The organism is Pseudomonas sp. AL10, assembly GCF_029960685.1.
GTDB classification, from domain to species: Bacteria; Pseudomonadota; Gammaproteobacteria; order Pseudomonadales; family Pseudomonadaceae; genus Aquipseudomonas; species Aquipseudomonas lactis.
The window spans coordinates 47,151-68,661 of sequence record NZ_JASBQZ010000029.1 but is presented as its reverse complement, the minus strand read 5'-3'; the positions used below and the strand labels follow the sequence as shown (position 1 = coordinate 68,661).

The 21,511-nt window shown below is 61.8% G+C and carries 16 protein-coding genes; 10 read left to right on the top strand and 6 right to left on the bottom strand.

Going from position 1 to position 21,511, the window contains the following annotated elements; translation table 11 throughout:
- Nucleotides 1-461 precede the first annotated feature (461 nt).
- On the top strand, nt 462-677 hold the full coding sequence (locus QK296_RS21590) for a TOBE domain-containing protein (RefSeq protein ID WP_003173733.1): 216 nt from the start codon (nt 462-464) through the stop codon (nt 675-677).
- A gap of 39 nt (nt 678-716) precedes the next feature.
- On the opposite strand, the gene QK296_RS21585 is transcribed toward QK296_RS21590, so the two are convergent.
- Nucleotides 717-3,902 (bottom strand): DUF6543 domain-containing protein, encoded by a 3,186-nt coding sequence (locus QK296_RS21585; RefSeq protein WP_282391296.1) that lies wholly within the window; start codon nt 3,900-3,902, stop codon nt 717-719.
- Nucleotides 3,903-3,991: 89 nt separating this feature from the next.
- Nucleotides 3,992-5,137 (bottom strand): PatB family C-S lyase, encoded by a 1,146-nt coding sequence (locus tag QK296_RS21580; protein ID WP_137203823.1) that lies wholly within the window; start codon nt 5,135-5,137, stop codon nt 3,992-3,994.
- 201 nt (nt 5,138-5,338) lie between these two features.
- Here QK296_RS21580 and ggt point away from each other — a divergent pair, with 201 nt between their 5' ends.
- A complete protein-coding gene (gene ggt, locus QK296_RS21575; RefSeq protein WP_003191028.1) occupies nt 5,339-7,063 on the top strand; it encodes a gamma-glutamyltransferase in 1,725 nt (574 codons plus the stop codon).
- Nucleotides 7,064-7,196: 133 nt separating this feature from the next.
- On the opposite strand, the gene QK296_RS21570 is transcribed toward ggt, so the two are convergent.
- The 3 genes from QK296_RS21570 to QK296_RS21560 form a co-directional block, all read right to left on the bottom strand.
- Nucleotides 7,197-7,988, bottom strand: a complete 792-nt coding sequence (locus QK296_RS21570) for a MipA/OmpV family protein (RefSeq protein WP_034135542.1) — start codon at nt 7,986-7,988, stop codon at nt 7,197-7,199.
- A gap of 16 nt (nt 7,989-8,004) precedes the next feature.
- Nucleotides 8,005-9,828, bottom strand: coding sequence for a serine hydrolase domain-containing protein (locus tag QK296_RS21565; protein WP_282391295.1), 1,824 nt, complete (start codon nt 9,826-9,828; stop codon nt 8,005-8,007).
- 196 nt (nt 9,829-10,024) lie between these two features.
- On the bottom strand, nt 10,025-10,906 hold the full coding sequence (locus QK296_RS21560) for a LysR family transcriptional regulator (protein WP_003191032.1): 882 nt from the start codon (nt 10,904-10,906) through the stop codon (nt 10,025-10,027).
- A gap of 182 nt (nt 10,907-11,088) precedes the next feature.
- Between QK296_RS21560 and QK296_RS21555 the strand changes: the two genes are divergently transcribed.
- The 8 genes from QK296_RS21555 to dctM all read left to right on the top strand — a co-directional run bounded on the left by QK296_RS21555 (nt 11,089) and on the right by dctM (nt 19,810).
- Complete coding sequence (locus tag QK296_RS21555) at nt 11,089-11,907, top strand: MaoC family dehydratase N-terminal domain-containing protein (RefSeq protein ID WP_282391294.1); 819 nt, start codon at nt 11,089-11,091, stop codon at nt 11,905-11,907.
- Nucleotides 11,908-11,935: 28 nt separating this feature from the next.
- Entirely contained in the window at nt 11,936-13,099 is a 1,164-nt protein-coding gene (locus tag QK296_RS21550; protein ID WP_282391293.1) for an acyl-CoA dehydrogenase family protein, read from the top strand.
- Nucleotides 13,100-13,110: 11 nt separating this feature from the next.
- On the top strand, nt 13,111-14,478 hold the full coding sequence (locus QK296_RS21545; protein WP_282391292.1) for an MmgE/PrpD family protein: 1,368 nt from the start codon (nt 13,111-13,113) through the stop codon (nt 14,476-14,478).
- The gene (locus QK296_RS21540; RefSeq protein ID WP_003191037.1) at nt 14,471-15,664 is read left to right on the top strand and encodes a CaiB/BaiF CoA-transferase family protein; all 1,194 of its coding nucleotides are present in this window, start codon (nt 14,471-14,473) and stop codon (nt 15,662-15,664) included. Before QK296_RS21545 ends, QK296_RS21540 begins: the two co-directional genes overlap by 8 nt.
- Before the next feature lie 14 nt (nt 15,665-15,678).
- Complete coding sequence (locus tag QK296_RS21535; RefSeq protein ID WP_003191038.1) at nt 15,679-16,494, top strand: CoA ester lyase; 816 nt, start codon at nt 15,679-15,681, stop codon at nt 16,492-16,494.
- Between the two features lie 219 nt (nt 16,495-16,713).
- A complete protein-coding gene (locus QK296_RS21530) occupies nt 16,714-17,697 on the top strand; it encodes a TRAP transporter substrate-binding protein (RefSeq protein WP_282391291.1) in 984 nt (327 codons plus the stop codon).
- Between the two features lie 200 nt (nt 17,698-17,897).
- Nucleotides 17,898-18,530: a TRAP transporter small permease gene (locus QK296_RS21525; protein ID WP_003191040.1), complete on the top strand. Its 633-nt coding sequence runs from the start codon at nt 17,898-17,900 to the stop codon at nt 18,528-18,530.
- Nucleotides 18,530-19,810, top strand: a complete 1,281-nt coding sequence (dctM, locus tag QK296_RS21520; protein WP_003191042.1) for a C4-dicarboxylate TRAP transporter large permease protein DctM — start codon at nt 18,530-18,532, stop codon at nt 19,808-19,810. The genes QK296_RS21525 and dctM overlap by 1 nt, the downstream gene beginning before the upstream one ends.
- A 47-nt stretch (nt 19,811-19,857) precedes the next feature.
- Here the strand turns inward: dctM and QK296_RS21515 are convergent, their stop codons facing one another.
- Entirely contained in the window at nt 19,858-21,492 is a 1,635-nt protein-coding gene (locus tag QK296_RS21515) for a methyl-accepting chemotaxis protein (RefSeq protein ID WP_003191044.1), read from the bottom strand.
- Nucleotides 21,493-21,511: the final 19 nt, after the last annotated feature.

The window sequence follows — 21,511 nt, the reverse complement described above, 5'->3', positions numbered from 1 at the left end:
CACCGTCGAGGCGGTCCATGTTGGCTTCGGTGGCGTGGCCGGCGTTGGCGCCTTTGATCACCGCTGCACCGGTGTCTTCGTTGTCGACTTCATCCCAACTCAGCATGGAAATACTCCTTCCTGGTACTCGAAAAATAAATGTTTTTGCAGGCTACAAGGCATTGAAATACTGCGCGTAGTGTGGTCGGTAAATACCGATGCTGCACACTATGTAGTGGTCTGATCTGTTTGTGGGCACACTATATGGGGTGTGACAACGTTGGTCAACGCACAAGATGTGCGGTCATAGGTCGCTGGCACACACAAATTCAGCCGTGGACGGGTCATGAAACATCACTCTGCTTATGTCTTTATCGAATAAATAAATAGATATTTATTCCTTTTAATATTCTATCCGGCAGCGCATTTTGAGGGCCTGCGCATTCGTGCGGATTGACCCAACAGCCAAAAGGAAAGCCGACATGACCATCAAAGCGATCAACGTGCGCAACCAGTTCAAAGGCGTGATCAAGGAGATCCTGCTGGGGGAAGTGGTGTCGGAAATCGACGTGCAGACCGCCTCGGGCATTGTGACGTCGGTGATCACCACACGCTCGGTGCGTGACCTGGAATTGAAGGTGGGCAGTGAAGTGATTGCCTTTGTGAAGTCCACAGAAGTGTCCATTGCCAAGTTGTGAGCGCCCAACAGGGTCAGGGAAAGGCGTGGGGCAGCGCCCTCAGTCAACTCGATTGAAAATTTCCCTGACCTGATCCTCGGGCATCACCCCTTTGCCCGTTCCCTCGATCAGCTCGAACGTGCCATCGGCATTCAGCGTAATGCCCAGGGAGCTGGCCAGCGTGACGCTGACGCCGGGCCGTGCTTGAAGCAGTGTCCTGAGCGGTTGTTCGCCCTGCAACGATTGCCCGATGGTGGTGGCCATGCCTTGCAGCGAACCTGAATTGACCCCGCCTACCAGGATGACCTGCCCACCTTTGTTCAGGGATGCGTTCAATCGGTTCAGCAACGCTTGGGTATTGCCGCCCCGCAGGCCCAGCTCCAGGTTGCTGCCGGTCAGGTGCATCAGCGTGCGGGTCTGGTAACGCGCACCGTCCCAGTCGGTGAGCACCGCAATGGCCGAGCAGTCGGTCAGGCTGCGGGTAGAAAGCACGTCGTTGCCGCTCGTGAGTGTCGTGGCTTCACCCATGGTCACCTGCACGGTATTGGCGGCTTTCAGCTTGGCGGTGCGCCGCAACCAGCCCAGGGTAAGCCTGGCCGCGTCGGCCCTGGCCAGGTCTGCGGCCGGATGCACCTGGTTGCCAGGCAACGGTGAAACACGATGGGGGCGCAAGGCCACATCCGGTTTCACGATGGCATTGGCCTGTTGCAGCCGGTACACCACTTCGCGCTGCTGCTCAGGGTTCATGCCTTTGCAGTGGCGCTTCAATTCGTCGATGTCGGCTTTGCTAAAACCTGAGCGCTGCAGCTGCTTGAAGGCTTTTTTGAGCGGAGCCAGCGCAACAAAGTCGGCCTGAAGGGCCTGCACAGCATGGTTGGCACTCAGAAACTGGCGGTACCCTTGCGCAAGGCTCAGCTCTAGAGGCCCGCATTTCTTGAACCTGATATCCCGGGTTTGCGTTTTATCCAATGGTGCGTAATAGAACTCGGCAGTGTCAGCCTCTACCACCAGGTAGCGCTGGCTGCCGCTGGTGACGACCACGCCTCTGAGCTGGCGTTGATCATTGCTGGCATTGCTGATGCTGCCGAGCTTGACCACCCGGGTATCTTTAGCAAGCGTGTCGGCGCTGTCGCCTGTGTAAAAGCCGAAATCGGGGTCGTCAATGAGCTGGCCGTGCACGTGCGCCTTGTAAGTGATGCGTTCACCGTTTGCGACGGGCACCAGTTGGGGGCCGGTGTCGCCTTTGACTATTTTGTGCAGGCGTTTTTCATAGACCACCGTGCGCTCGCGCGTGAACAGCCCGGCCTTGGACGGGAACAACCGCACGTGCTCCAGGGCCTGCAGGCGTTGTTCGGGTTTGGGCAGGTCGGCGACACGTTTAACGAAGCACTCATCCTGAATGCCGCGTCGCACCCGCCCACCCAGAGCGGGCACAGGGCAAAACGCCTCAAAGTCCTCCAAGGGCTTGGCGTGTTCTGTTGCTTGCAGGTCGGTCAGCTCGCCAGGTCTTGTATTGAGGTAGCGATAGACCCGACCACGGTCCACCAGGTCATAGCCATTGGCGCGTGGCAGGGTATAGGCACTGGGGCTCAAAGGGTGTTCGATGACCATTGCCTGCCGGCCGTCGCTGAAAAGCTCCCGAGTCAGAGGGATCGTGGCCGGTTGCTCAAAGGCAGGCTCCTTCACGGTACCGCCCACGATGGCGAACAGCTCATTGAGCGCGCCATCCAGTGCGGCACTGCTGCCGTGTTTGCGCTCGGCCTGCGTGTCACCCGTGATCGATTGCTCGACACCCAATTGGGCTTCTACAAGGCCGGCGGCGGCCGCGACACCGACCACAACCGGCTCGCCAATCACTGCGAACTTGGCCGCCAGGCCGGCGGCTACGGTCAAATCGTTAAGCCAGGTATCGCGGGTGACCTCGCTGTTGGACTTAATCATGACGTCTGCATCGCGGGACATGCGTTCGCGGGTGGCGTCTTTGATCACGCTGAACACGTCGCCGTGAATGCGCACATTGGCGCTGTCGATAACGGTCCCTTCCAGGGTGTCCCAGTAGCCGCTGGCCAAGTAGCGAATGGCGCTGTCCGCGCCTTTGTTCGAGCGCGAATCGCCGGTGATGAAGGATTTGAAATTGCTCCAGAACCCCAAGTCGCTGTCTTGTCGGTCCCTGAGGGCGAAGTGCGATTGCAGCGCCTTGCGCGTCTCGGCATGCCGGCCTTGCTCGGCCACCCATTGGTCCATCGCGTCCAGGGAATCAAAGCGCAGGAAAGCGGGCTTGTGCCCCGGCATATACAGGACCTGCACGCCGTCTCGACGATCACGTAATTGCCCGTGGCTGCCGTAGTCAGTGGCGGTGAAACGCAGGATGTCGTGAGCGGGGCGCCCGTTGATGTCAAACACGTGAACCCGTGTGCGGCCTTCTACCGGCGCTGTCGCTCGTAGTTGTTCGACGCTCAGGGCTTGGTTTTCATCCAGGGACAGGTTGGCGGCCGCGCCCATTACCAGGCGGTAATCATCGCGGGTAAAGCGCTGCTCGGCCGGCATGTTCAGGCGTTCGGTGGGTGAGGCGCGCTCGTAGGCCTTGAGCTGTTCACGGGCCTGATAAATGAACTCGCCTTTCAAGGCGGTGCGGTAGTCATCGCCATGGTCGCGCCAGAAGCGTTCGAGCTTTTGAGTCATGTGCGCCTGAAAGTCGGTTTTCCAGCTTTCATGCATCAGCTGGGAAGGCGCCAGCGCAAACTGGTTATGGGCACCATAGCCGCCTTGGGTACTTTGCCCGCGGCCGACCGTGTATAAGCCGGCTTGCTGGTCAAGCACGCCGGGTAGCGCATCGTGTTCGCTGAAGTTGCTCAACAGTGCGTCCGGCAGCGCCTGGGAAACCGTGGGCTCTTCCCCCAGATGTTCCCAGTCGGTGACGGTATTGGCACTTTGTGCTTGCTGAAAGCGATTGAGGAAGATGGCGTCGGCATCGACCTTGCGCCCGGTCAACTTGAACACCAGCGCCTCGGCCCATTGCTTGGCTTCGTCGCGCACCCTGGGCAGCGCAGTGTGCGTGGCCTGCAACAGCTGCCGGTAGAGGGCTTTCTGATGGTCTACCGATGTACTTAGGTTTTGCCTCAACGCCGGTTTGCGTGGCGGTTGCAGAGGCTCCACTGAGTAGGCCGGCAAGGCCTGCGGGGTATCGCCGGCGATGGGTTTGAAATCCCAGGCAATGAGGGGGAGTGGGCGTGGCGGCAGAATCATCGACGTGCGGCTCCGGGAGAATTTCAATGGCACAGCGGGCAGCTAAGCCCGGTATGTGCGAAAAATCTCCCGTGCGGTTCCGACCGACGTCAGCGGTTTTGTAAGCTGATCTGCATGCGCTGCACGCCTTCCTCCAGCATCGCCCGTGGGCAACCAAAGTTCAGGCGCACGAATTGCTGGCTGTCATCGCCAAATTCAATACCCGCGCTCAGGCCCACCTTGGCCTGTTCCAGGAAGAACCGTTGCGGGTCTTCCAGGCCCAATGCGCTGCAATCGAGCCACGCCAGAAACGTGCCTTGCGGCGCATGCATCACTACGCCGGGCAGTCGGGTTTTTACCGCGTCGAGCAGGTAGTCACGGTTGGCTTGCAGGTACTGCACCAGCGCGTTGAGCCAGTCGGTGCATTCGCTGTAGGCGGCGCGGGTGGCTTCCAGGCCCAGGGGGCTGACGCTGTCGACCATGCCGCAGCGCGCCTGATTGAAACGCTCGCGCACCTCGGCGTTCTGGACCACGGCGAAGCAGGTCTTCAGGCCGGCCACGTTATACGCCTTGCTCGCTGACATCAGGGTGATGGTGTTCTGGGCGATCTCGGGGCTGAGGCTGGCGGTGGGGACGTGGCGACGGCCGTCGAAGCACAGCTCTGCGTGGATTTCGTCGCTGATGATCAATGCGCCGGTGTCCAGGCAGGCATTGGCTACCGCCAGCAACTCTTCACGGGCAAACACCTTGCCGATGGGGTTGTGCGGGTTGCTCAGCAACAGCGCCCCGGCCCCGCTCAAGGCTTGGCGCATGGCCGGCAGCGGTGTGCGGTACTCGCCATCGATCAATTGGAACGGCACTTCGATGCGTGGCAGGTTCCAGTTGCCGGGCGCCAGGCGAATCGGCCGATAGTTGGGGGTTTGCAGTACCACCGCCTGGCCGGGCTGGACGAAGGCGTGCAAGGCCATATTGAAGCCAGGCTCGACGCCGGGCAGGAACAGCAGTTCTTCGGGCTGTACGCGCCAGGCGTACTTGGCCCACAAGTCGGCAACGATAGCGTCGCGCACGTCCGGGCCGGCCACGCTGTAGCCGAGAATCTGCTGGTCGAGGCGCGCGTGCAGGGCTTGCAAGATGGCGGGCGGCGCGGCGATGTCCATGTCGGCGATCCACATCGGCAGGACGTCTTGCGGGTAACGGCTCCACTTGGTACTGCCGGTGTCGAAGCGTGGGTGGATCGTGTCGAAATCAAAGCTCATGGACAGGCTCGTATCAGGGCGGCGGTAAAAGAATGGCGCCGATTCTAGCGCCATTAATTTTATAGGCCAGAGCTGATTGCCGACGTGCGCAGCGGTGTGCGTTCCATGACCGACAAGTTCTGTAATAAAAACGCCATTGCGCTGGGGATTGAATCGGCTAGGGGCTATTTTGGTGCATCTCAATAATCAGAGTAGCCATGGATGAAATACCAACCCTTGAGTCACACGTTGATTGCGACCGCGCTGGTCTTGACGGTCAACGGTGTGCACGCAGCTTCCCAAGCCCCGGTTGCGGGTGAAAATGGCATGGTGGTCACGGCCCAGCACCTGGCAACCCACGTGGGTGTCGATGTGCTCAAGGCCGGCGGCAACGCGGTCGATGCGGCGGTGGCGGTAGGTTACGCGCTGGCGGTGGTGTACCCGGCGGCGGGCAACCTGGGCGGCGGTGGTTTCATGACCGTGCAACTGGCGGACGGGCGCAAGACCTTCCTCGACTTCCGCGAAAAAGCCCCGTTGGCGGCAACGGCCGACATGTACCTCGACAAGGCCGGCAATGTGGTCGAAGGCCTCAGCGCCAAAGGCCATTTGGCGGTCGGCGTGCCGGGCACGGTGTCTGGCATGGAGCTGGCCCTGAGCAAGTACGGCACCCTCAAGCGCGCGCAAGTGATTGCCCCGGCGATCAAGCTGGCCGAAAACGGCTTTGCGCTGGAGCAGGGCGATATCGACCTGTTGCACACTGCCACCGGTGAGTTCGAAAAAGACCAGGACATGCGCGGGATCTTCTTGCACAACGGCAAACCGATGCAGGTGGGTCAGAAGCTGGTGCAGAAGGACCTGGCCAAGACCCTCAAGGAAATCTCGACCAAGGGCACCGACGGTTTCTATAAAGGCTGGGTCGCCAAGGCGGTGGTGGATTCCAGCCAGGCCGGCAAAGGCATCATCACCCAGGCCGACCTCGACGCCTACAAAACCCGCGAACTGGCCCCCATCGAGTGCGACTACCGTGGCTACCATGTGGTCTCGGCGCCGCCACCCAGCTCGGGCGGTGTAGTGATCTGCCAGATCATGAACATCCTCGAAGGCTACCCGATGGCCGATCTGGGCTATCACTCGGCCCAGGGCCTGCACTACCAGATCGAAGCGATGCGCCATGCCTACGTGGACCGCAACAGCTACCTGGGTGATCCGGACTTCGTGAAGAACCCCATCGAGCATCTGCTGGACAAGAACTACGCGGCCAAGCTACGCGCTGCCATCGAGCCGCAGAAGGCCGGTGACTCCCAGGCGATCAAGCCAGGTGTGTCGCCCCACGAAGGCAATAACACCACCCACTATTCCATCGTCGACAAGTGGGGCAACGCGGTCTCGGTGACCTATACCCTCAATGACTGGTTTGGCGCCGGGGTGATGGCCAGCAAGACCGGGGTGATTCTCAACGATGAAATGGATGACTTCACCGTCAAGGTCGGCGTGCCGAATATGTATGGGCTGGTGCAGGGCGAAGCCAACGCCATCGCACCGGGCAAGGCGCCGTTGTCATCGATGAGCCCGACCATCGTCACCAAGGACGGCAAGGCAGTAATGGTCGTTGGCACACCGGGGGGCAGCCGCATTATCACCGCGACCTTGCTGACCATCCTGAATGTCATCGACTACAAGATGAACATCCAGGAAGCCGTGGACGCACCGCGCTTCCACCAGCAATGGATGCCGGAAACCACCAACCTTGAGACCTTTGCGGTCAGCCCGGACACCCAGAAGATCCTCGAAAGCTGGGGCCACAAGTTTGCCGGCCCGCAAGATGCCAACCACCTGGCCGCCATCCTGGTAGGCGCGCCTTCCCTGGACGGCAAGCCGGTGGGTAACAACCGTTTCTATGGGGCCAATGACCCACGGCGCAACACGGGCTTGTCGTTGGGCTACTAAAAGGAGCTGGCATTGTCTCTGTAGGAGCGAGCTCGCTCGCGAAAAACTCACAGGCGCCGCGTTTATCCAGAAAACACGCGTTATCGTTGACGTTTTTCGCGATCAAGCTCGCTCCTACAGAGGGCAAGGTAGATCAGAAGGTGTATTGCAACTCCCCCGACACCGACGCCTGCAACCGCTGCTCCACAATCGGGCTCTTGCCGGCCTTGTCCGCCAGGTATTGCACATCCAGCAAGGTCGAGAACTGCGTGTGTTCGTTGATCGGCACGCTCCATGAAAGGCTCATGCCATTGCTGATATTGCCGGCACTTGCCTTGTATTCCTTGAAGCGGCTGCGGGTGGCCTGGTCGGTAGTCACGCCGTACCAGGTTTGCAGGTAATTGCGGTCACCGAAGTGGCTGTTGATGGCGGCATCGACGCAGCCGTAGCGGCCTTCATACAGATGGGTACCCAGGCTCAACTCCAGATGGGTAAAAGCCTTGCCGGTTTCCTTGTGTTTATCTTCTTCAAGCGCATGTTCCAGGGTGGCGCCGATGATCACACCGCCGAGGTTGTAGGCGGCACTCACTCCCAATTGCGGACGCGACTTGATCTGGCCCATACCTTTGAGGCGTTTGGAGCCGGCCTGCATGCTTTCATTTTTATCCTTGCGCGAACCGCTTGCGCCAACGTATGCGCTGAAGCTCAGGGCATTACCTTCGTAACCCCAGCCCAGGCCCGTATCAGTATCGAGGAAGACGCCCCAGGGGCTGATGATTTTGCCGCCGAGTACAGGCGCCGTCATACGTTCGTCGCTGCCACTGTAGCGGGGTGCGTTGGCCATGCCGGCCTTGAGGCTGTATTGCCAGTCTTCGGCAAGCGCCGTATCGGCGGCGGCGAGCAGGCACAGTGAGGTCAATGACAGGCACAGGTTTTTTGCGTGCATCAGGTGTTTCTCCTGGTTAGAAATTCGAGGGTATGTGGGGTGATTGGGTACGTTTGAAGGAATAACCCGAAGCGCTCAGCCCGTTGACCTGGCGGCTGACGGTATCGCCCAAGCCGTAACCGTTGCCGGCCAGTACCGCATGGGCGTTGTCGATGGGCAGCAGGATGTAGTCGGTCAGCGGCTCGCCGTGCAATTGGCCACGAATCACCAGAAAGCCGTCCTCCTGACGCACGCTGATGCCACTCAATGGCGCGTCGGGTTCATGGCTGCTGAGCACCTGATAGGTGCCGACCGTGTTGGCCCAGGCGGCAGGCAAGGGCGGTGGCTCGATGCGTTCACCGATGGCAATGCGTTGGCCGTGGCTGCGCGCGGTGAGCATTTGGCGGCCTTGTACCTGGATCAGATCCAACTGCACGCGGCCCAACTCGCCCAGGTCCTTGCGCCAGAAGCCGAGGATCTTTTTCTGCGCGCGCAGCCAGCCTTGTTCATCACGTAACAGCTCGAAATCGTAGCCGGCCAGTTCGCCGGTCAAGCGTGCATGGTCATCCCTGATGCGGAACACGCCCCAGGCGGTCGCATAGAAACCAGCCAGGCGCTTGCGATCCACCGCCGCCGGCACATGGCGCAGCTTGAGGCCGTGGCTCGGCGCCTGGCAGTCATCGGCGCACACGGGCTGGCCAGTCTGTGCCTGGAGCATCAGGCGCAGGCTGTCGGTGGTCAGTGACACCACCATGTCTTCGGCGTTGCTGTCGTTGGCCATGATGATCACCGCCAGCTGCTGATCCGGTAGCAGGGTCAATTGGGCGACGAAGTCATCGCCGCCACCGCTGTGCTGGTAGGTGCGCACACCGGGGCCGATGGGCTCGTCACCGCAGGGCGCCAGAAACCAGCCCAGGCCGATCTGGCAGTCGAAATCCAGGGCGTTGCCGGTGTTTTGCTGGGTAAACATGGCGTCGATAGAAGCGCTGCCGAGGATCTGGTTGCCCTTGTAGGTGCCGTTGGCAAACAGCATGCGTACGTAGCGGCTGAGGTCTTTGGGGCTGGTCCACAGGCCACCGGCGGCGAGGTCACGCACTTGGGCGTCGGTGCTGGCCTTGCCGTCCTCGTAACCATGGGCGCGAAAGCCCATTTGTGCACCGGTGCCTACGAAGCTGGACTGGTTCATTCGCAGGGGCGTGAGCAGGCTGCTTTGCAACTGGGCTTCAAAGCTTTTACCGCTGCTGCGCTCGATGGCCGCGCCCACCAGTGAATAACCAAGGTTGGAGTACGCCACCTGGGACCCCGGCAGGCTGCTCAGCCACACACCCGACACGCGCATCGGCATTTGCCCCATGGCGTAGGTGCTGCGCAGGTCGCGCAGGTGCTCGCTGGGCAAGCCGGATTGATGGCTGAGCAAGCGCCGCAAAGTGATCGCTCGATCCGCCTCGGCCTGGTCGCTGTGAAAGCGTGAACGTACGTAGAACTCACGCAGGGTCTGCTGGATCGGTGCATCCAGCGCCAGGTGGTGCTGCTCCACCAGCTGCAGCGCCGCCGTGGCGCTCAGCAGTTTGGAAATGCCACCGGCGCGAAACGCGGTATTGGGCGTGACCGGCACCCCCTGGTCTTTGTCAGCCAGGCCAAAGCCACGGGCCCAGATCAGCTCCTGGCCATTGACCAGCGCAATCGACAAACCTGCCACATTGTCCCGAGCCATCTCCCGGGGAATGCGGGTTTGCAAGTAGCGGATGATTGCGCCGTAATCGCCTTTTTGAATCGGCGGCGGGGCAGGCGGTTGCGAGTGGCAACCGATACTGCCCATCAGGCAACCCAAGAGCGGAATACCGCGCAACCTGCGAAACATCAAGAGCACCCGAGCGATGGTTTGGATGCTGGAATGCTAGGGCGGTGGGGGCTTGGAATCTTTGAGTGCTTTGTCGGGAAACTGTCAAAGACTGTTAACAGCCACCTGTAGGAGCGAGCTCGCTCGCGAAAAACGCACAGGCGCCGCGTTTATCCAGAAAATACCCGTTATCGTTGAGGTTTTTTTCGAGCAAGGATCAGGGCATCAACGTGGCGATCAGCGCGCGAATGGTCCCTGGCAGCGCTTCCAGCTCGCGTACCAGGATGCTGCGCTCGCGAATCGCCCAGGGCTCGTCCAGTTTCACCGTCACCAGCTGCATGGTGCGGCTGTGACGCAGGGCGGCGGACTCGGGAATGATGCCGATGCCCACGCCGGCCTCGACCATCCGGCAGATCGCCTCGAAGCTCGAGACCTGGATACGCAGCGACAATTGCTTACCCAGGCGCTCGACGTGTTCGCGCAGGAAACTCAACAGCGTGCTGCCTTCATGCAGGCCTATGTGCTGATACGCCAGGGTCTGCTCAAGGGTCACTGAAGGCAGGTCGGCCAACGGATGCCCGACCGGCACCATCAGCACCAGTTCATCGGTGCTGAAATGCAGTACTTGCAAGCCGGAGGCTTCCACGGGGCCGGCGATGATGCCCATGTCACTGGTGCCATCGAGCACCCCGCGCACGATGTCCCGTGACAGGCGTTCCTGCAGGTCGACGGTGACGCCGGGGCGCTGTGACAGAAAGCCCGCCAGAACCTCCGGCAAAAATTCGGTAACAGCCGTGGTGTTGGCGAAGATACGGATATGTCCGGCCGAATCCACGCCGTATTGGGTGAACTCGCTTTTGAGGTAATCCACCTGGCGCATGATCAACCGCGCATGGTGCAACAGCCGCTCGCCTGCCGGGGTGATCTCCACGCCCCGGCTGTCGCGGTACAACAGGCGCGTGTCGAGCTGGCCTTCCAGGGCCTTGATCCGCGCACTGGCGGCAGCCGGCGACAGGAAGGCGCGCTTGGCGCCCTGGGTAAGGCTGGGGGATTCGGCGATATGGATGAACAGGCGCAGGTCGGCGAGATCGAAGTGCATGCAAAACTCCCGGACAACAGGTTTCCTGTGGGAGCAGGCAAGCCAGCTCCCACATTGGTTCACGGTGTGGCTGTAAGCGTTCAGCATAACCGAACGCTGGTTTATTGAAATGCAAATTCTCAGAACGGGCAGGCCCTTGCATGATCCACGGCAGTCACCCACTGCCTGAGGACCTGCACCCGATGAGCGCTACTGATTGGATCGGCCGAAGTGAGACCGCCCACGACCACCTGAGCCATAACCTGCTCAAGCGTATCGCCGCCACGTTCGGTGAAGCCGTGCCTGCCGATGGCAACGCGGTGCCTGCGTTGTGGCAATGGTGTTTTTTCCAGGACCCGTTGCCCGAATCGGCCCTGGGCAGCGACGGTCACCCGGCACGCGGCGGATTTCTGCCTCCGGCCGATAACCGCAATCGCATGTGGGCCGGTGGGCGCCTTGAGTTTTTGCACCCACTGCGGGCTGGCGAGGCGGCCACGCGCGTATCCACCATCACCCAGGTCGAAGAAAAAACTGGGCGCACCGGTTCACTGTTATTCGTCACCGTGCGCCATGACTACTCCCAGGGCGGTCGCCTGGCCATCCGCGAGGAGCAGGACATCGTCTACCGCGAACCTACGCCACCCAAGGCGGGCAGCGGCGACGCGCTGGCCCAAGGCGAATGGACAGAGGCGGTCGAACCGACGCCGACCTTGCTGTTCCGCTACAGCGCCGTGACGTTCAACGGCCACCGCATTCATTACGACTACCCCTATGTCACGGGCACCGAAGGCTATGCCGGCCTGGTGGTGCATGGCCCGCTGATCGCCACCTTGAGCCTGCGTGCGTTCTGCCGGGCGCACCCCGAAGCGACCCTGCGCCGCTTTGCCTATCGCGGTGTGCGCCCACTGATTGCGCCACAGCCTTTTGAGGTCGGCGGGCGCATCACCGCAACTGGCGTCGCAGAACTCTGGGCTGGCAACACTGAAGGCCTGGCGCAGACCGCCCAGGTGCATTTCGAATAACCCAATAACAACAGGCGGAGAGCCGTTAATGAATGCCCACGACACTGAAGAACTCAACGCCATCCGCGACGGCGTGCGTGCCTTGTGCGCCGAATTCGATGCCGCTTACTGGCGCAAGATCGATGAAGAAAAGGGCTTCCCCGAAGCCTTCGTCAAGGCGCTGACCGACGCCGGTTGGCTGTCGGCAATGATCCCCGAGGAATACGGCGGTTCCGGCCTGGGCCTGGCCGAAGCCTCGGTGATCCTTGAGGAAGTCAACCGCTGCGGCGGCAACTCGGGCACTGTGCATGGCCAGATGTACAACATGTTCACCCTGCTGCGTCACGGCAGCGAGGCGCAAAAACGCTTCTACCTGCCCAAGCTGGCCAGTGGTGAATTGCGCCTTCAGTCGATGGCCGTCACCGAACCCACTACCGGCACCGACACCACCAAGATCAAGACCGCGGCGATCAAGCGCGGCGACAAATACGTGGTCAACGGCCAGAAAGTCTGGATCTCGCGGGTGCAGCATTCCGACCTGATGATCCTGCTGGCACGCACCACGCCCTTGGCCCAAGTGCAGAAAAAATCCGAAGGCATGTCGATCTTCCTGGTGGACCTGCGCCAGGCCATCGGCAACGGCCTGACCGTGCAGCCCATTGCCAATATGGTCAACCACGAGACCAACGAGCTGTTCTTCGACAACCTGGAGCTGCCCCTGGACAGCCTGATTGGCGAGGAGGGCAAGGGCTTCAAATACATCCTCGATGGCCTGAATGCCGAGCGCACCCTGATTGCCGCCGAGTGCATCGGTGACGGCCGCTGGTTTATCGAAAAGGCCAGCGCCTATGCCCGCGACCGTGTGGTGTTTGGCCGGCCCATCGGGCAGAACCAGGGCGTGCAGTTCCCGATTGCCGAGGCGCATATCGAGATTGAAGCGGCGGACCTGATGCGCTGGCGTGCCTGTGAAGAATACGACAGCGGCAAAAACGCCGGGGCCAGTGCCAACATGGCCAAGTACCTGGCGGCCAAGGCGTCCTGGGAAGCGGCCAACGCCTGCCTGCAAACCCACGGCGGCTTCGGCTTTGCCTGCGAGTACGACGTGGAGCGCAAATTCCGCGAGACCCGCCTGTACCAGGTGGCACCGATCTCCACCAACCTGATCCTGTCCTACGTAGCCGAGCATTTGCTCGAACTGCCGCGCAGCTTCTGAGGGCTTTGAGCATGCATCATACCCAAGCCCTTTGCCGGTTCCTGGCCGAGCTGACTTACGCGCAGTTGCCCGAGCACGTACTGGCGCGCACCGAAGAGCTTTACCTGGATTGGCTCGCATCCGCCTTGGCCAGCCAGGGCGCGCACCCGATTCCCCTGTTTGAACGCTACGCACAGAAGATGGGCCCGAGCAGCGGCCCGGCCCAGGTGATCGTCAACGGCACCGGCACCAGCGCGTATTTCGCCGCACTGGTCAACGCTGCCTCCTCGCACTTGGTGGAGCAGGATGACTTACACAACAGCTCGGTGCTGCACCCGGCCACCGTGGTGTTTCCCGCCGCATTGGCCGCCGCCCAGGACCTCGGCAAGTCTGGCCGTGAACTGTTGCTGGCCTCGGTGGCCGGCTATGAGGCGGGGATTCGCATCGGTGAGTTCCTGGGGCGTTCCCACTACCGCATCTTCCACACCACGGCCACGGTCGGCACCCTGGCGGCAGCGGTCGCGGTGGGCAAGTTGCTCGACTTCAACGAAGAGCAATTCATCAACCTGCTCGGCAGCGCCGGCACCCAGGCCGCCGGGCTCTGGGAATTTCTGCGCGATGCCGCCGACTCCAAGCAACTGCACACGGCCAAGGCCGCGGCGGACGGCCTTCTGGCGGCTTACCTTACGGCCGATGGGCTGACCGGCGCGCGCAATATTCTTGAAGGGGACCAGGGTTTGGCGGCGGGCATGTCCAGTGATGCGCAGCCGGGCAAATTGTCTGCCGGCCTGGGCAGCCGTTGGGCACTGGTGGAAACCTCGTTCAAGTTCCACGCTTCCTGCCGTCACACCCATCCCGCTGCCGATGCGCTATTGGACTTGATGCAGCGTGAAGGTTTGAGCGCTGCACAGATTTCCCAGGTGCAAACCCACGTGCACCAAGGCGCCATCGACGTACTCGGCCGAGTGACGGTGCCGGCCACCGTGCACCAGGCCAAATTCTCCATGGGCACCGTGCTTGGATTGATCGCTGTGCATGGCCACGCCGGGTTGCCTGAGTTCCATGACCTGGCGTTGAGCGATCCTGCGGTCGCGGCGTTTCGCGACAAGGTCTGCATGAGCCTGGACCCCGAGGTCGACAGCGCCTACCCGCAACGCTGGCTGGGCCGCGTCACCGTCACCACCACCGATGGCCGCACGCTGCACGGTGCCATTGATGAACCCAAGGGCGACCCGGGCAACACCCTGAGCCGTGCCGAGCTGGCGGACAAGTTCCAGCGCCTGGCCGACTTCAGCGGCGCCCGCACCCCGTCCCAGGCCAACCGCCTGATCGAGCAGGTGTGGAACCTGCGCACTACCGCGTCCATGGCCCATTGGCTTGGAGGGAATTGTGATGACTGAACAACGACCGCTGGACGGCATCACCGTCGTCAGCCTGGAACACGCGATTGCCGCGCCATTTTGTACGCGCCAGTTGGCCGACCTTGGTGCCCGGGTCATCAAGGTGGAGCGCCCCGGCACCGGCGACTTCGCCCGTGGCTATGACGAGCGGGTGCGCGGCCTGGCGTCGCATTTCGTCTGGACCAACCGCTCCAAGGAAAGCCTCACCCTGGACCTCAAGCAGGACGAGGCGGGCGCCATTCTCGACGCGTTGTTGGCCGATGCCGATGTGCTGGTGCAAAACCTTGCCCCCGGCGCGGCGGCGCGCATGGGCTTATCGTTCGAGGCGCTGCACGCGCGCTTTCCACGCCTGATCGTCTGCGATATTTCCGGCTACGGCGAAGGCGGGCCCTACGAGAAAAAGAAAGCCTACGACCTGTTGATCCAGAGCGAGGGCGGCTTTCTCTCGGTGACCGGTGGCCCAGGTGAAGAACAGATGGCCAAGGCCGGTTGCTCCATCGCGGACATCTCCGCCGGCATGTACGCCTACAGCGGCATTCTGTCGGCGCTGCTGCTGCGCGGCAAAACCGGCCAGGGCAGCCGTATCGATGTGAGCATGCTCGAAAGCCTGGTGGAGTGGATGGGGTACCCGATGTATTACGCCTTCGACGGCGCGCCGCCGCCACCGCGTGCGGGTGCCGCGCATTCGACGATTTACCCTTACGGGCCGTTTCCCACTGGAGGCGGCGGCACGGTGATGCTCGGCTTGCAGAACGAACGCGAATGGGCGGCGTTCTGCGACAAAGTGCTGCTCAGCCCGTCGCTGGCCACGGACGAGCGCTTCAGCGCCAACTTCAAGCGCTCGGCCAACCGCGAGCTGCTGCGCCAGATCATCGTGGAGCGCTTTGCCCCACTGGACGTCGAGGCGGTGATCCAGCGCCTGGAAGACGCGCAGATTGCCAGTGCGCGGGTCAACGACATGCAAGGCGTGTGGGACCACCCGCAACTCAAGGCCCGCGACCGCTGGCGCGAAGTCGACAGCCCAGCGGGGCCGTTGCCGTCGCTGCTGCCACCGGCGCGTAACGCTGCGTTTACCCCGCGCATGGACGGCGTGCCAGCGCTGGGGCAACACAGCCAAGGCATCCTCGACCAGCTGGGTTATTCCGTTGAGGCCATTAACAGCCTGCGCGAGCGCGGCGTTATCTAATCAGGAATCAAGTGATGCCAAAGCCATTAGTACGTTCTGCGCTGTTTGTGCCGGGCAGCCGCCCGGAGCGGTTTGCCAAGGCCCTGGCCAGCGGCGCCGACGCGGTGATTGTGGATTTTGAAGACGCGGTGGAAGAACCGCTCAAGCGTCAGGCTCGGGATAATCTGGGCGCGTTCCTGCATGCGCATGCCGAAGCCCAGGTGTGGGTACGCATCAACGCGCCCCAGCATGCCGAGCATTTTGCCGATGTCGCCTTCTGCAAGTCCCATGCAAATGTGGCGGGGGTGTTGCTGCCCAAGGTCGAAAGCGCGGCCCAGGTGGCGGTGGTGGCCGCGACCGGCAAACGTATCTGGCCGATTATTGAAAGCGCACGGGGTTTGCTGGCACTGGCGCAGATTGCCCAGGCGCCCCAGGTAGAGCGCCTGTCGTTCGGCGGTTTGGACCTGGCGCTGGACCTCAACCTGAGCAGTCACTCCCACGCGGCCGAACTGGCCCTTGACCAGGCGCGCCTGGCGCTGATCGTGCATTCGCGCGCGGCGGGCCTGGCGGCGCCGCTGGACGGCGTGCACCCGGCCATCGACGACCCCGAAGGCCTGCACCGCTCGATCCGGCACGCTTATGAGATGGGCTTTGCCGGGGCATTGTGCATTCATCCCAAGCAAGTCGCGGTGATCCATGCCGCGCTGGCGCCGAGCGCCGAAGAGCTGGCCTGGGCCAGGCGCGTGGTGGAGGCGGGTGCCCATGGGGCAGGGGCTTATCAGATTGACGGGCAGATGGTGGATGCGCCGGTACTGCTGCGCGCGCAGCGGCTGCTGGCCGCGCAACTGTAACTGACAAAACCGGGAGCAAAATGTGGGAGCTGGCTTGCCTGCGATAGCGGTAGAACAGTCAATGTTTGTGTTGCCTGACACACCGCTATCGCAGGCGAGCCAGCTCTCACACTGGACGCGTTCGGCCAGGCCGAACGCAGGTATCTAAAATTCGAAATTCACGACACGCGTTACATCAGGCACCTTGCCTTACAACACAACAATAAGAAGGTGATTCCCATGCTCAAGCTTTCCCGGGCGCTGCTGTGCGCCGCCGCCTTGTTTACCGCAGGCCTGGCCCAGGCGGCAGACCCGATTGTGATCAAGTTCGCCCACGTGGTGGCCGAAAACACTCCTAAAGGCCAGGGCGCGCTGCTGTTCAAAAAACTGGCTGAAGAGCGCCTGCCCGGCAAGGTCAAGGTTGAGGTGTACCCGAACTCGTCGCTGTTTGGCGATGGCAAGGAAATGGAAGCGTTATTGCTGGGCGACGTGCAAATGCTCGCGCCGTCCCTGGCCAAGTTCGAGCACTACACCAAACAAGTGCAGATCTACGACCTGCCGTTCCTGTTCAACGACCTGGCCGCCGTCGACCGTTTCCAGGCCGCTGAGGGTAAGCTACTGCTGACCTCGATGCAGGATAAGAACATCCTTGGCCTGGCCTATTGGCACAACGGCCTCAAGCAACTCTCTGCCAACAAGGCCCTGCATGAACCCAAGGACGCCCGTGGCCTGAAGTTCCGCGTGCAGGCTTCCAGTGTGCTCGAAGAACAGTTCAAGGCGATCCGCGCCAACCCGCGCAAGATGAGCTTTGCCGAGGTCTACCAGGGCCTGCAGACCGGCACCGTGAATGGCACCGAGAACACCTGGTCCAACTATGAAAGCCAGAAGGTCAACGAAGTGCAGAAGTACTTCACCGAGTCCAACCATGGTCTGATCGACTACATGGTGATCACCAATGCGAAATTCTGGAACGGCCTGGCGCCGGATGTGCGCAGCACCCTGGAGCAGATCATGGCCGAGGTCACCGTGGAGGTGAACAAGCAGGCTGAAGCACTGAACCAGTCGGCCAAGCAGAAGATCATCGACGCCAAGACCAGCGAAATCATCGAGCTGACCCCCGCGCAACGTGCGCTGTGGCGCGAAGCCATGCGCCCGGTGTGGCAGAAGTTCGAGGGCGAGATTGGGGCTGACCTGATCAAGGCAGCGGACCAGTCCAACCAGTAATCCCCTGTGGGAGCGGGCTTGCCCGCGACTGATCGTTCCCACGCTCCGCGTGGTAATGCATCCCGTGACGCTCCGCGTCGCCTTACGCACGGCGTGATACAGGACGTGGAACGTCCGGGGCGGCATTACCACGCGGAGCGTGGGAACGATCTAGCAGGTTGACCTGGCTTTTACCTATCTCTGCCTCGCGAGGTTTTGCCATGCAAACGCTAAGGCGCGTCTGGGAGCACCTGGAGGAAGGCTTCATTGCTTTCCTGCTGGCCGCCATGACCCTGGTGACATTCGTCTACGTCATGCTCAACAACGTCTACACCCTGTTCTTTGCCCTGGCCGACAAATGGGCCTGGAGCGGCCCCTTCTTCAATGCCCTGGGCGACGGCACCATGACCTTGGCCCAAGAGATGACCTGGAGCGTGGCGCTGACCAAGGCCATGTTCGGCTGGTTGATTTTCTTCGGCATTTCTTACGGCGTGCGCACCGCTGGCCACCTGGGCGTGGATGCGCTGGTGCGGCTGACCCGGCGCCCGGTGCAACGCCTGCTCGGCATGCTCGCCTGCCTGTGCTGCCTGGCCTATGCCGGGCTGTTCATGGTGGCCAGCTACAAGTGGGTGAGTGCGGTAATGACCGCGCATATCGGCGCCGAAGACCTCGACCAGTTCGGCATCGATGTCGGCGACATCGTGGTGATCGTGCCCATTGGCTTTGCCTTGGTCTTGATCCGCTACCTGGAAATTTTCTACCGCATCTTTACCCACCGCCAGGTGGGGTTGGGGTTGGCCGACGAGGCCGGTGAGGCCAGCAAGTTGGCCGGCAGCCATGAGGAGCGTCACTGATGGCCGTGCTCTGTCTGTTTCTACTGTTATTCGTGTTCATGTTCCTGGGCGTGCCGATTGCGATTGCCCTGGGGCTGTCCGGTGCGGTGTCGATCCTGATGTTCAGCCAGGACTCGGTGAGCTCCCTGGCGATCAAGTTGTTTGAAACCAGCGACGCCTACACCTTCCTGGCGATTCCCTTTTTCCTGTTATCCGGCGCCTTCATGACCACCGGCGGCGTGGCCCAGCGGCTGATCGACTTTGCCAACGCCTGTGTCGGGCATATCCGCGGTGGCCTGGCGATTGCGGCGGTGCTGGCGTGCATGCTGTTTGCGGCGCTGTCCGGCTCATCACCGGCCACGGTGGCGGCGGTGGGCTCGATTGCCGTGGCGGGCATGGTGCGTTCCGGTTACCCGAAGGAGTTTGGGGCAGGCATCATCTGCAATGCCGGGACCTTGGGCATTCTGATTCCGCCGTCGATCGTGATGGTGGTGTATTCGGCGGCGACCGAAACCTCAGTAGGCAAATTGTTCATGGCCGGGGTGATTCCGGGTTTGCTGCTGGGCCTGATGTTGATGGTCGCGATCTACATCGTCGCCCGCATCAAGAAGCTGCCAGCGCAACCCCGGGCGACATTCCGTGAGTGGCTGAGCTGCGCACGCCGGGCGTTCTGGGGCCTGTTGCTGCTGGTGATCATCCTTGGGGGCATTTACAGCGGCATGTTCACCCCGACCGAGGCGGCGGCGGTGGCGGCGGTGTATTCGGCGTTTGTCGCGCTGTTCGTCTACAAGGACATGAAGCTGCGTGACTGCCCCAAAGTGCTGCTGGAGTCTGGGCGGTTGTCGATCATGCTGATGTTCATCATCGCCAACGCCATGTTGTTTGCCCACGTGCTGACCACCGAGCAGATCCCGCAGGAAATCACCGCCTGGGTGATCTCCGAAGGGCTGACGCCGATTGGCTTTTTGATCATGGTCAACGTGGTGTTGCTGATTGCCGGCAGCTTTATGGAGCCTTCGGCCATTGTGCTGATCCTGGCGCCGATCTTTTTCCCGATTGCGATGAAGCTGGGCATTGATCCGATTCACCTGGGCATCGTGATGGTGGTGAACATGGAAATCGGCCTGGTGCATCCGCCGGTGGGGCTGAATCTGTTCGTGACCTCGGCGGTGACGGGGCTGACCCTGGGGCAGACCATCCGCGCGGCGATGCCGTGGCTGATGATCCTGTTGGTGTTCCTGATCATGGTCACCTACCTGCCGTTCATTTCCCTCGCGCTGCCGCAGTGGCTGGGGATGTGAGGCCGCTAGGCGGTGGGAGAGGGCAGCCCTCCCACCGCTGAGGGGCGTTAGACCTTGAACTGACGCAAAAGCCCATCAAGCTGCTCGCTCAAGCCACGCAACTGTGCACTCGCCACGCTGGATTGCTCCGCCGCCAGCGCGGTGCTGTGGGACAGCCCGGCCGCTTGGGTGACGTTCTGGTTGATGTCTTCCACCACGTGGGCCTGTTGCAGGGTGGCGCTGGCAATCGAGGCGTTCAGGCCGTTGAGGTTGTGCAGCGCCTGGCCGATGGCGGTGAGGCTCGCGCCCGCCTGGCCGGCTTGTTCGATGGTTAGTTGCGAGGCGCTGTGGCTGTCGCTGATCACCTTGACCGCCGCTTCCGAGTGGCCTTGCAGGCGCTCGATCATCACCTGGATCTCGGCGGTGGATTTCTGCGTGCGCTGGGCCAGCAGGCGCACCTCATCGGCGACCACCGCAAACCCACGGCCTTGCTCACCGGCGCGGGCGGCTTCGATAGCGGCGTTGAGGGCGAGCAGGTTGGTCTGGTCGGCGATGGAGCGGATCACCTCCAGTACCCCGCCGATCTGCGTGCTTTCGCTGGAGAGCGTGCGGATCACCTCCACGGCCTGACTGATGGTGGTGGAGAGCTGGTCGATCTGCTGCAAGCTGCCGTCGATATTGACCTGTCCCTGTTGGGCCTGGGCCTGGGCATCGCGCATTTCGCTGGCAGCGTGCTCGGCATTTTTTGCCACGTCCTGCACACCGTAGGTGACTTCGTTGATGGCGGTGGCCACCAGTTCCATCTGTTGCGATTGCTGCTGGCTGCGGTCATGGGCCTGGCTGGCGTTGTGGCCCAGTTCGGTGGACGACTGGCCCAGGGCGTTCGCGCACACCTGCAACTGGCCGACCACCTGGCGCAGCTTGGCGGTGAAACTATTGAAGTGCTGGGCCAGTTGCGTCAGTTCGTCACGGCCGTGGGTGTCGAGGCTGTGGGTCAGGTCACTTTCGCCACTGGCAATATTGCCCATGGCATTCACCGCCGCCTGCAACGGCTGCACGATGCTGCGGGCAATCAGCACCACCAGCACGGCCATCATCAGCGCAATGCCCAGGCCAATGGCCGAGGCTTTCCACACCTGGCCCCTGAATTCGGCCTGCACATCGTCCACGTAGACGCCGGAGCCGATGATCCAGCCCCAGGGTTCGAACAGTTGGATGTACGAGGTTTTCTCTACCGGCGCTTCGGCGCCAGGCTTCGGCCAGCGGTAGTTGACGATGCCGGCACCCTTGGCCTTGGCCAGGCTCACGAATTCGTTGAACACCGCGAAACCGTCCGGGTCGCGAATCGCCGAGAGGTTCTGGCCGTCGAGCTTGGGGTTGGCCGCGTGCATGATCATCACGGGGGTGAGGTCGTTGATCCAAAAGTAATCATCGTGGTCATAACGCAGGCCGCGCACCGCGCTCAAGGCCTGTTGTTGCGCGGCGTCGCGGGTCAGTACGCCGGTTTTTTCCAGGTTCTGGTAATAGCTGAGTACGCCACTGGCGGTCTGTACCACGTGCTGGGTCTGCTGGCGCTTGGCCTGGTAGAGGTCGCCGTGGATCTGGTTGAGCATCAACAGCCCCAAGGCCAGCAGCATCAACACGGCGACTATCAGGATCAGCCAAAGGCGGCGGCTGATCGACATGCTGCGCAAACTGTTCATCGTCCTGTCACTCCCTGCT

Bases quoted from the DNA above. Each gene is read 5' to 3' on its own strand.
- QK296_RS21590 (WP_003173733.1), top strand. From the start codon at position 462: ATGACCATCAAAGCGATCAACGTGCGCAACCAGTTCAAAGGCGTGATC.
- QK296_RS21585 (WP_282391296.1), bottom strand. From the start codon at position 3,902: ATGATTCTGCCGCCACGCCCACTCCCCCTCATTGCCTGGGATTTCAAA.
- QK296_RS21580 (WP_137203823.1), bottom strand. From the start codon at position 5,137: ATGAGCTTTGATTTCGACACGATCCACCCACGCTTCGACACCGGCAGT.
- ggt (WP_003191028.1), top strand. From the start codon at position 5,339: ATGAAATACCAACCCTTGAGTCACACGTTGATTGCGACCGCGCTGGTC.
- QK296_RS21570 (WP_034135542.1), bottom strand. From the start codon at position 7,988: ATGCACGCAAAAAACCTGTGCCTGTCATTGACCTCACTGTGCCTGCTC.
- QK296_RS21565 (WP_282391295.1), bottom strand. From the start codon at position 9,828: ATGTTTCGCAGGTTGCGCGGTATTCCGCTCTTGGGTTGCCTGATGGGC.
- QK296_RS21560 (WP_003191032.1), bottom strand. From the start codon at position 10,906: ATGCACTTCGATCTCGCCGACCTGCGCCTGTTCATCCATATCGCCGAA.
- QK296_RS21555 (WP_282391294.1), top strand. From the start codon at position 11,089: ATGAGCGCTACTGATTGGATCGGCCGAAGTGAGACCGCCCACGACCAC.
- QK296_RS21550 (WP_282391293.1), top strand. From the start codon at position 11,936: ATGAATGCCCACGACACTGAAGAACTCAACGCCATCCGCGACGGCGTG.
- QK296_RS21545 (WP_282391292.1), top strand. From the start codon at position 13,111: ATGCATCATACCCAAGCCCTTTGCCGGTTCCTGGCCGAGCTGACTTAC.
- QK296_RS21540 (WP_003191037.1), top strand. From the start codon at position 14,471: ATGACTGAACAACGACCGCTGGACGGCATCACCGTCGTCAGCCTGGAA.
- QK296_RS21535 (WP_003191038.1), top strand. From the start codon at position 15,679: ATGCCAAAGCCATTAGTACGTTCTGCGCTGTTTGTGCCGGGCAGCCGC.
- QK296_RS21530 (WP_282391291.1), top strand. From the start codon at position 16,714: ATGCTCAAGCTTTCCCGGGCGCTGCTGTGCGCCGCCGCCTTGTTTACC.
- QK296_RS21525 (WP_003191040.1), top strand. From the start codon at position 17,898: ATGCAAACGCTAAGGCGCGTCTGGGAGCACCTGGAGGAAGGCTTCATT.
- dctM (WP_003191042.1), top strand. From the start codon at position 18,530: ATGGCCGTGCTCTGTCTGTTTCTACTGTTATTCGTGTTCATGTTCCTG.
- QK296_RS21515 (WP_003191044.1), bottom strand. From the start codon at position 21,492: ATGAACAGTTTGCGCAGCATGTCGATCAGCCGCCGCCTTTGGCTGATC.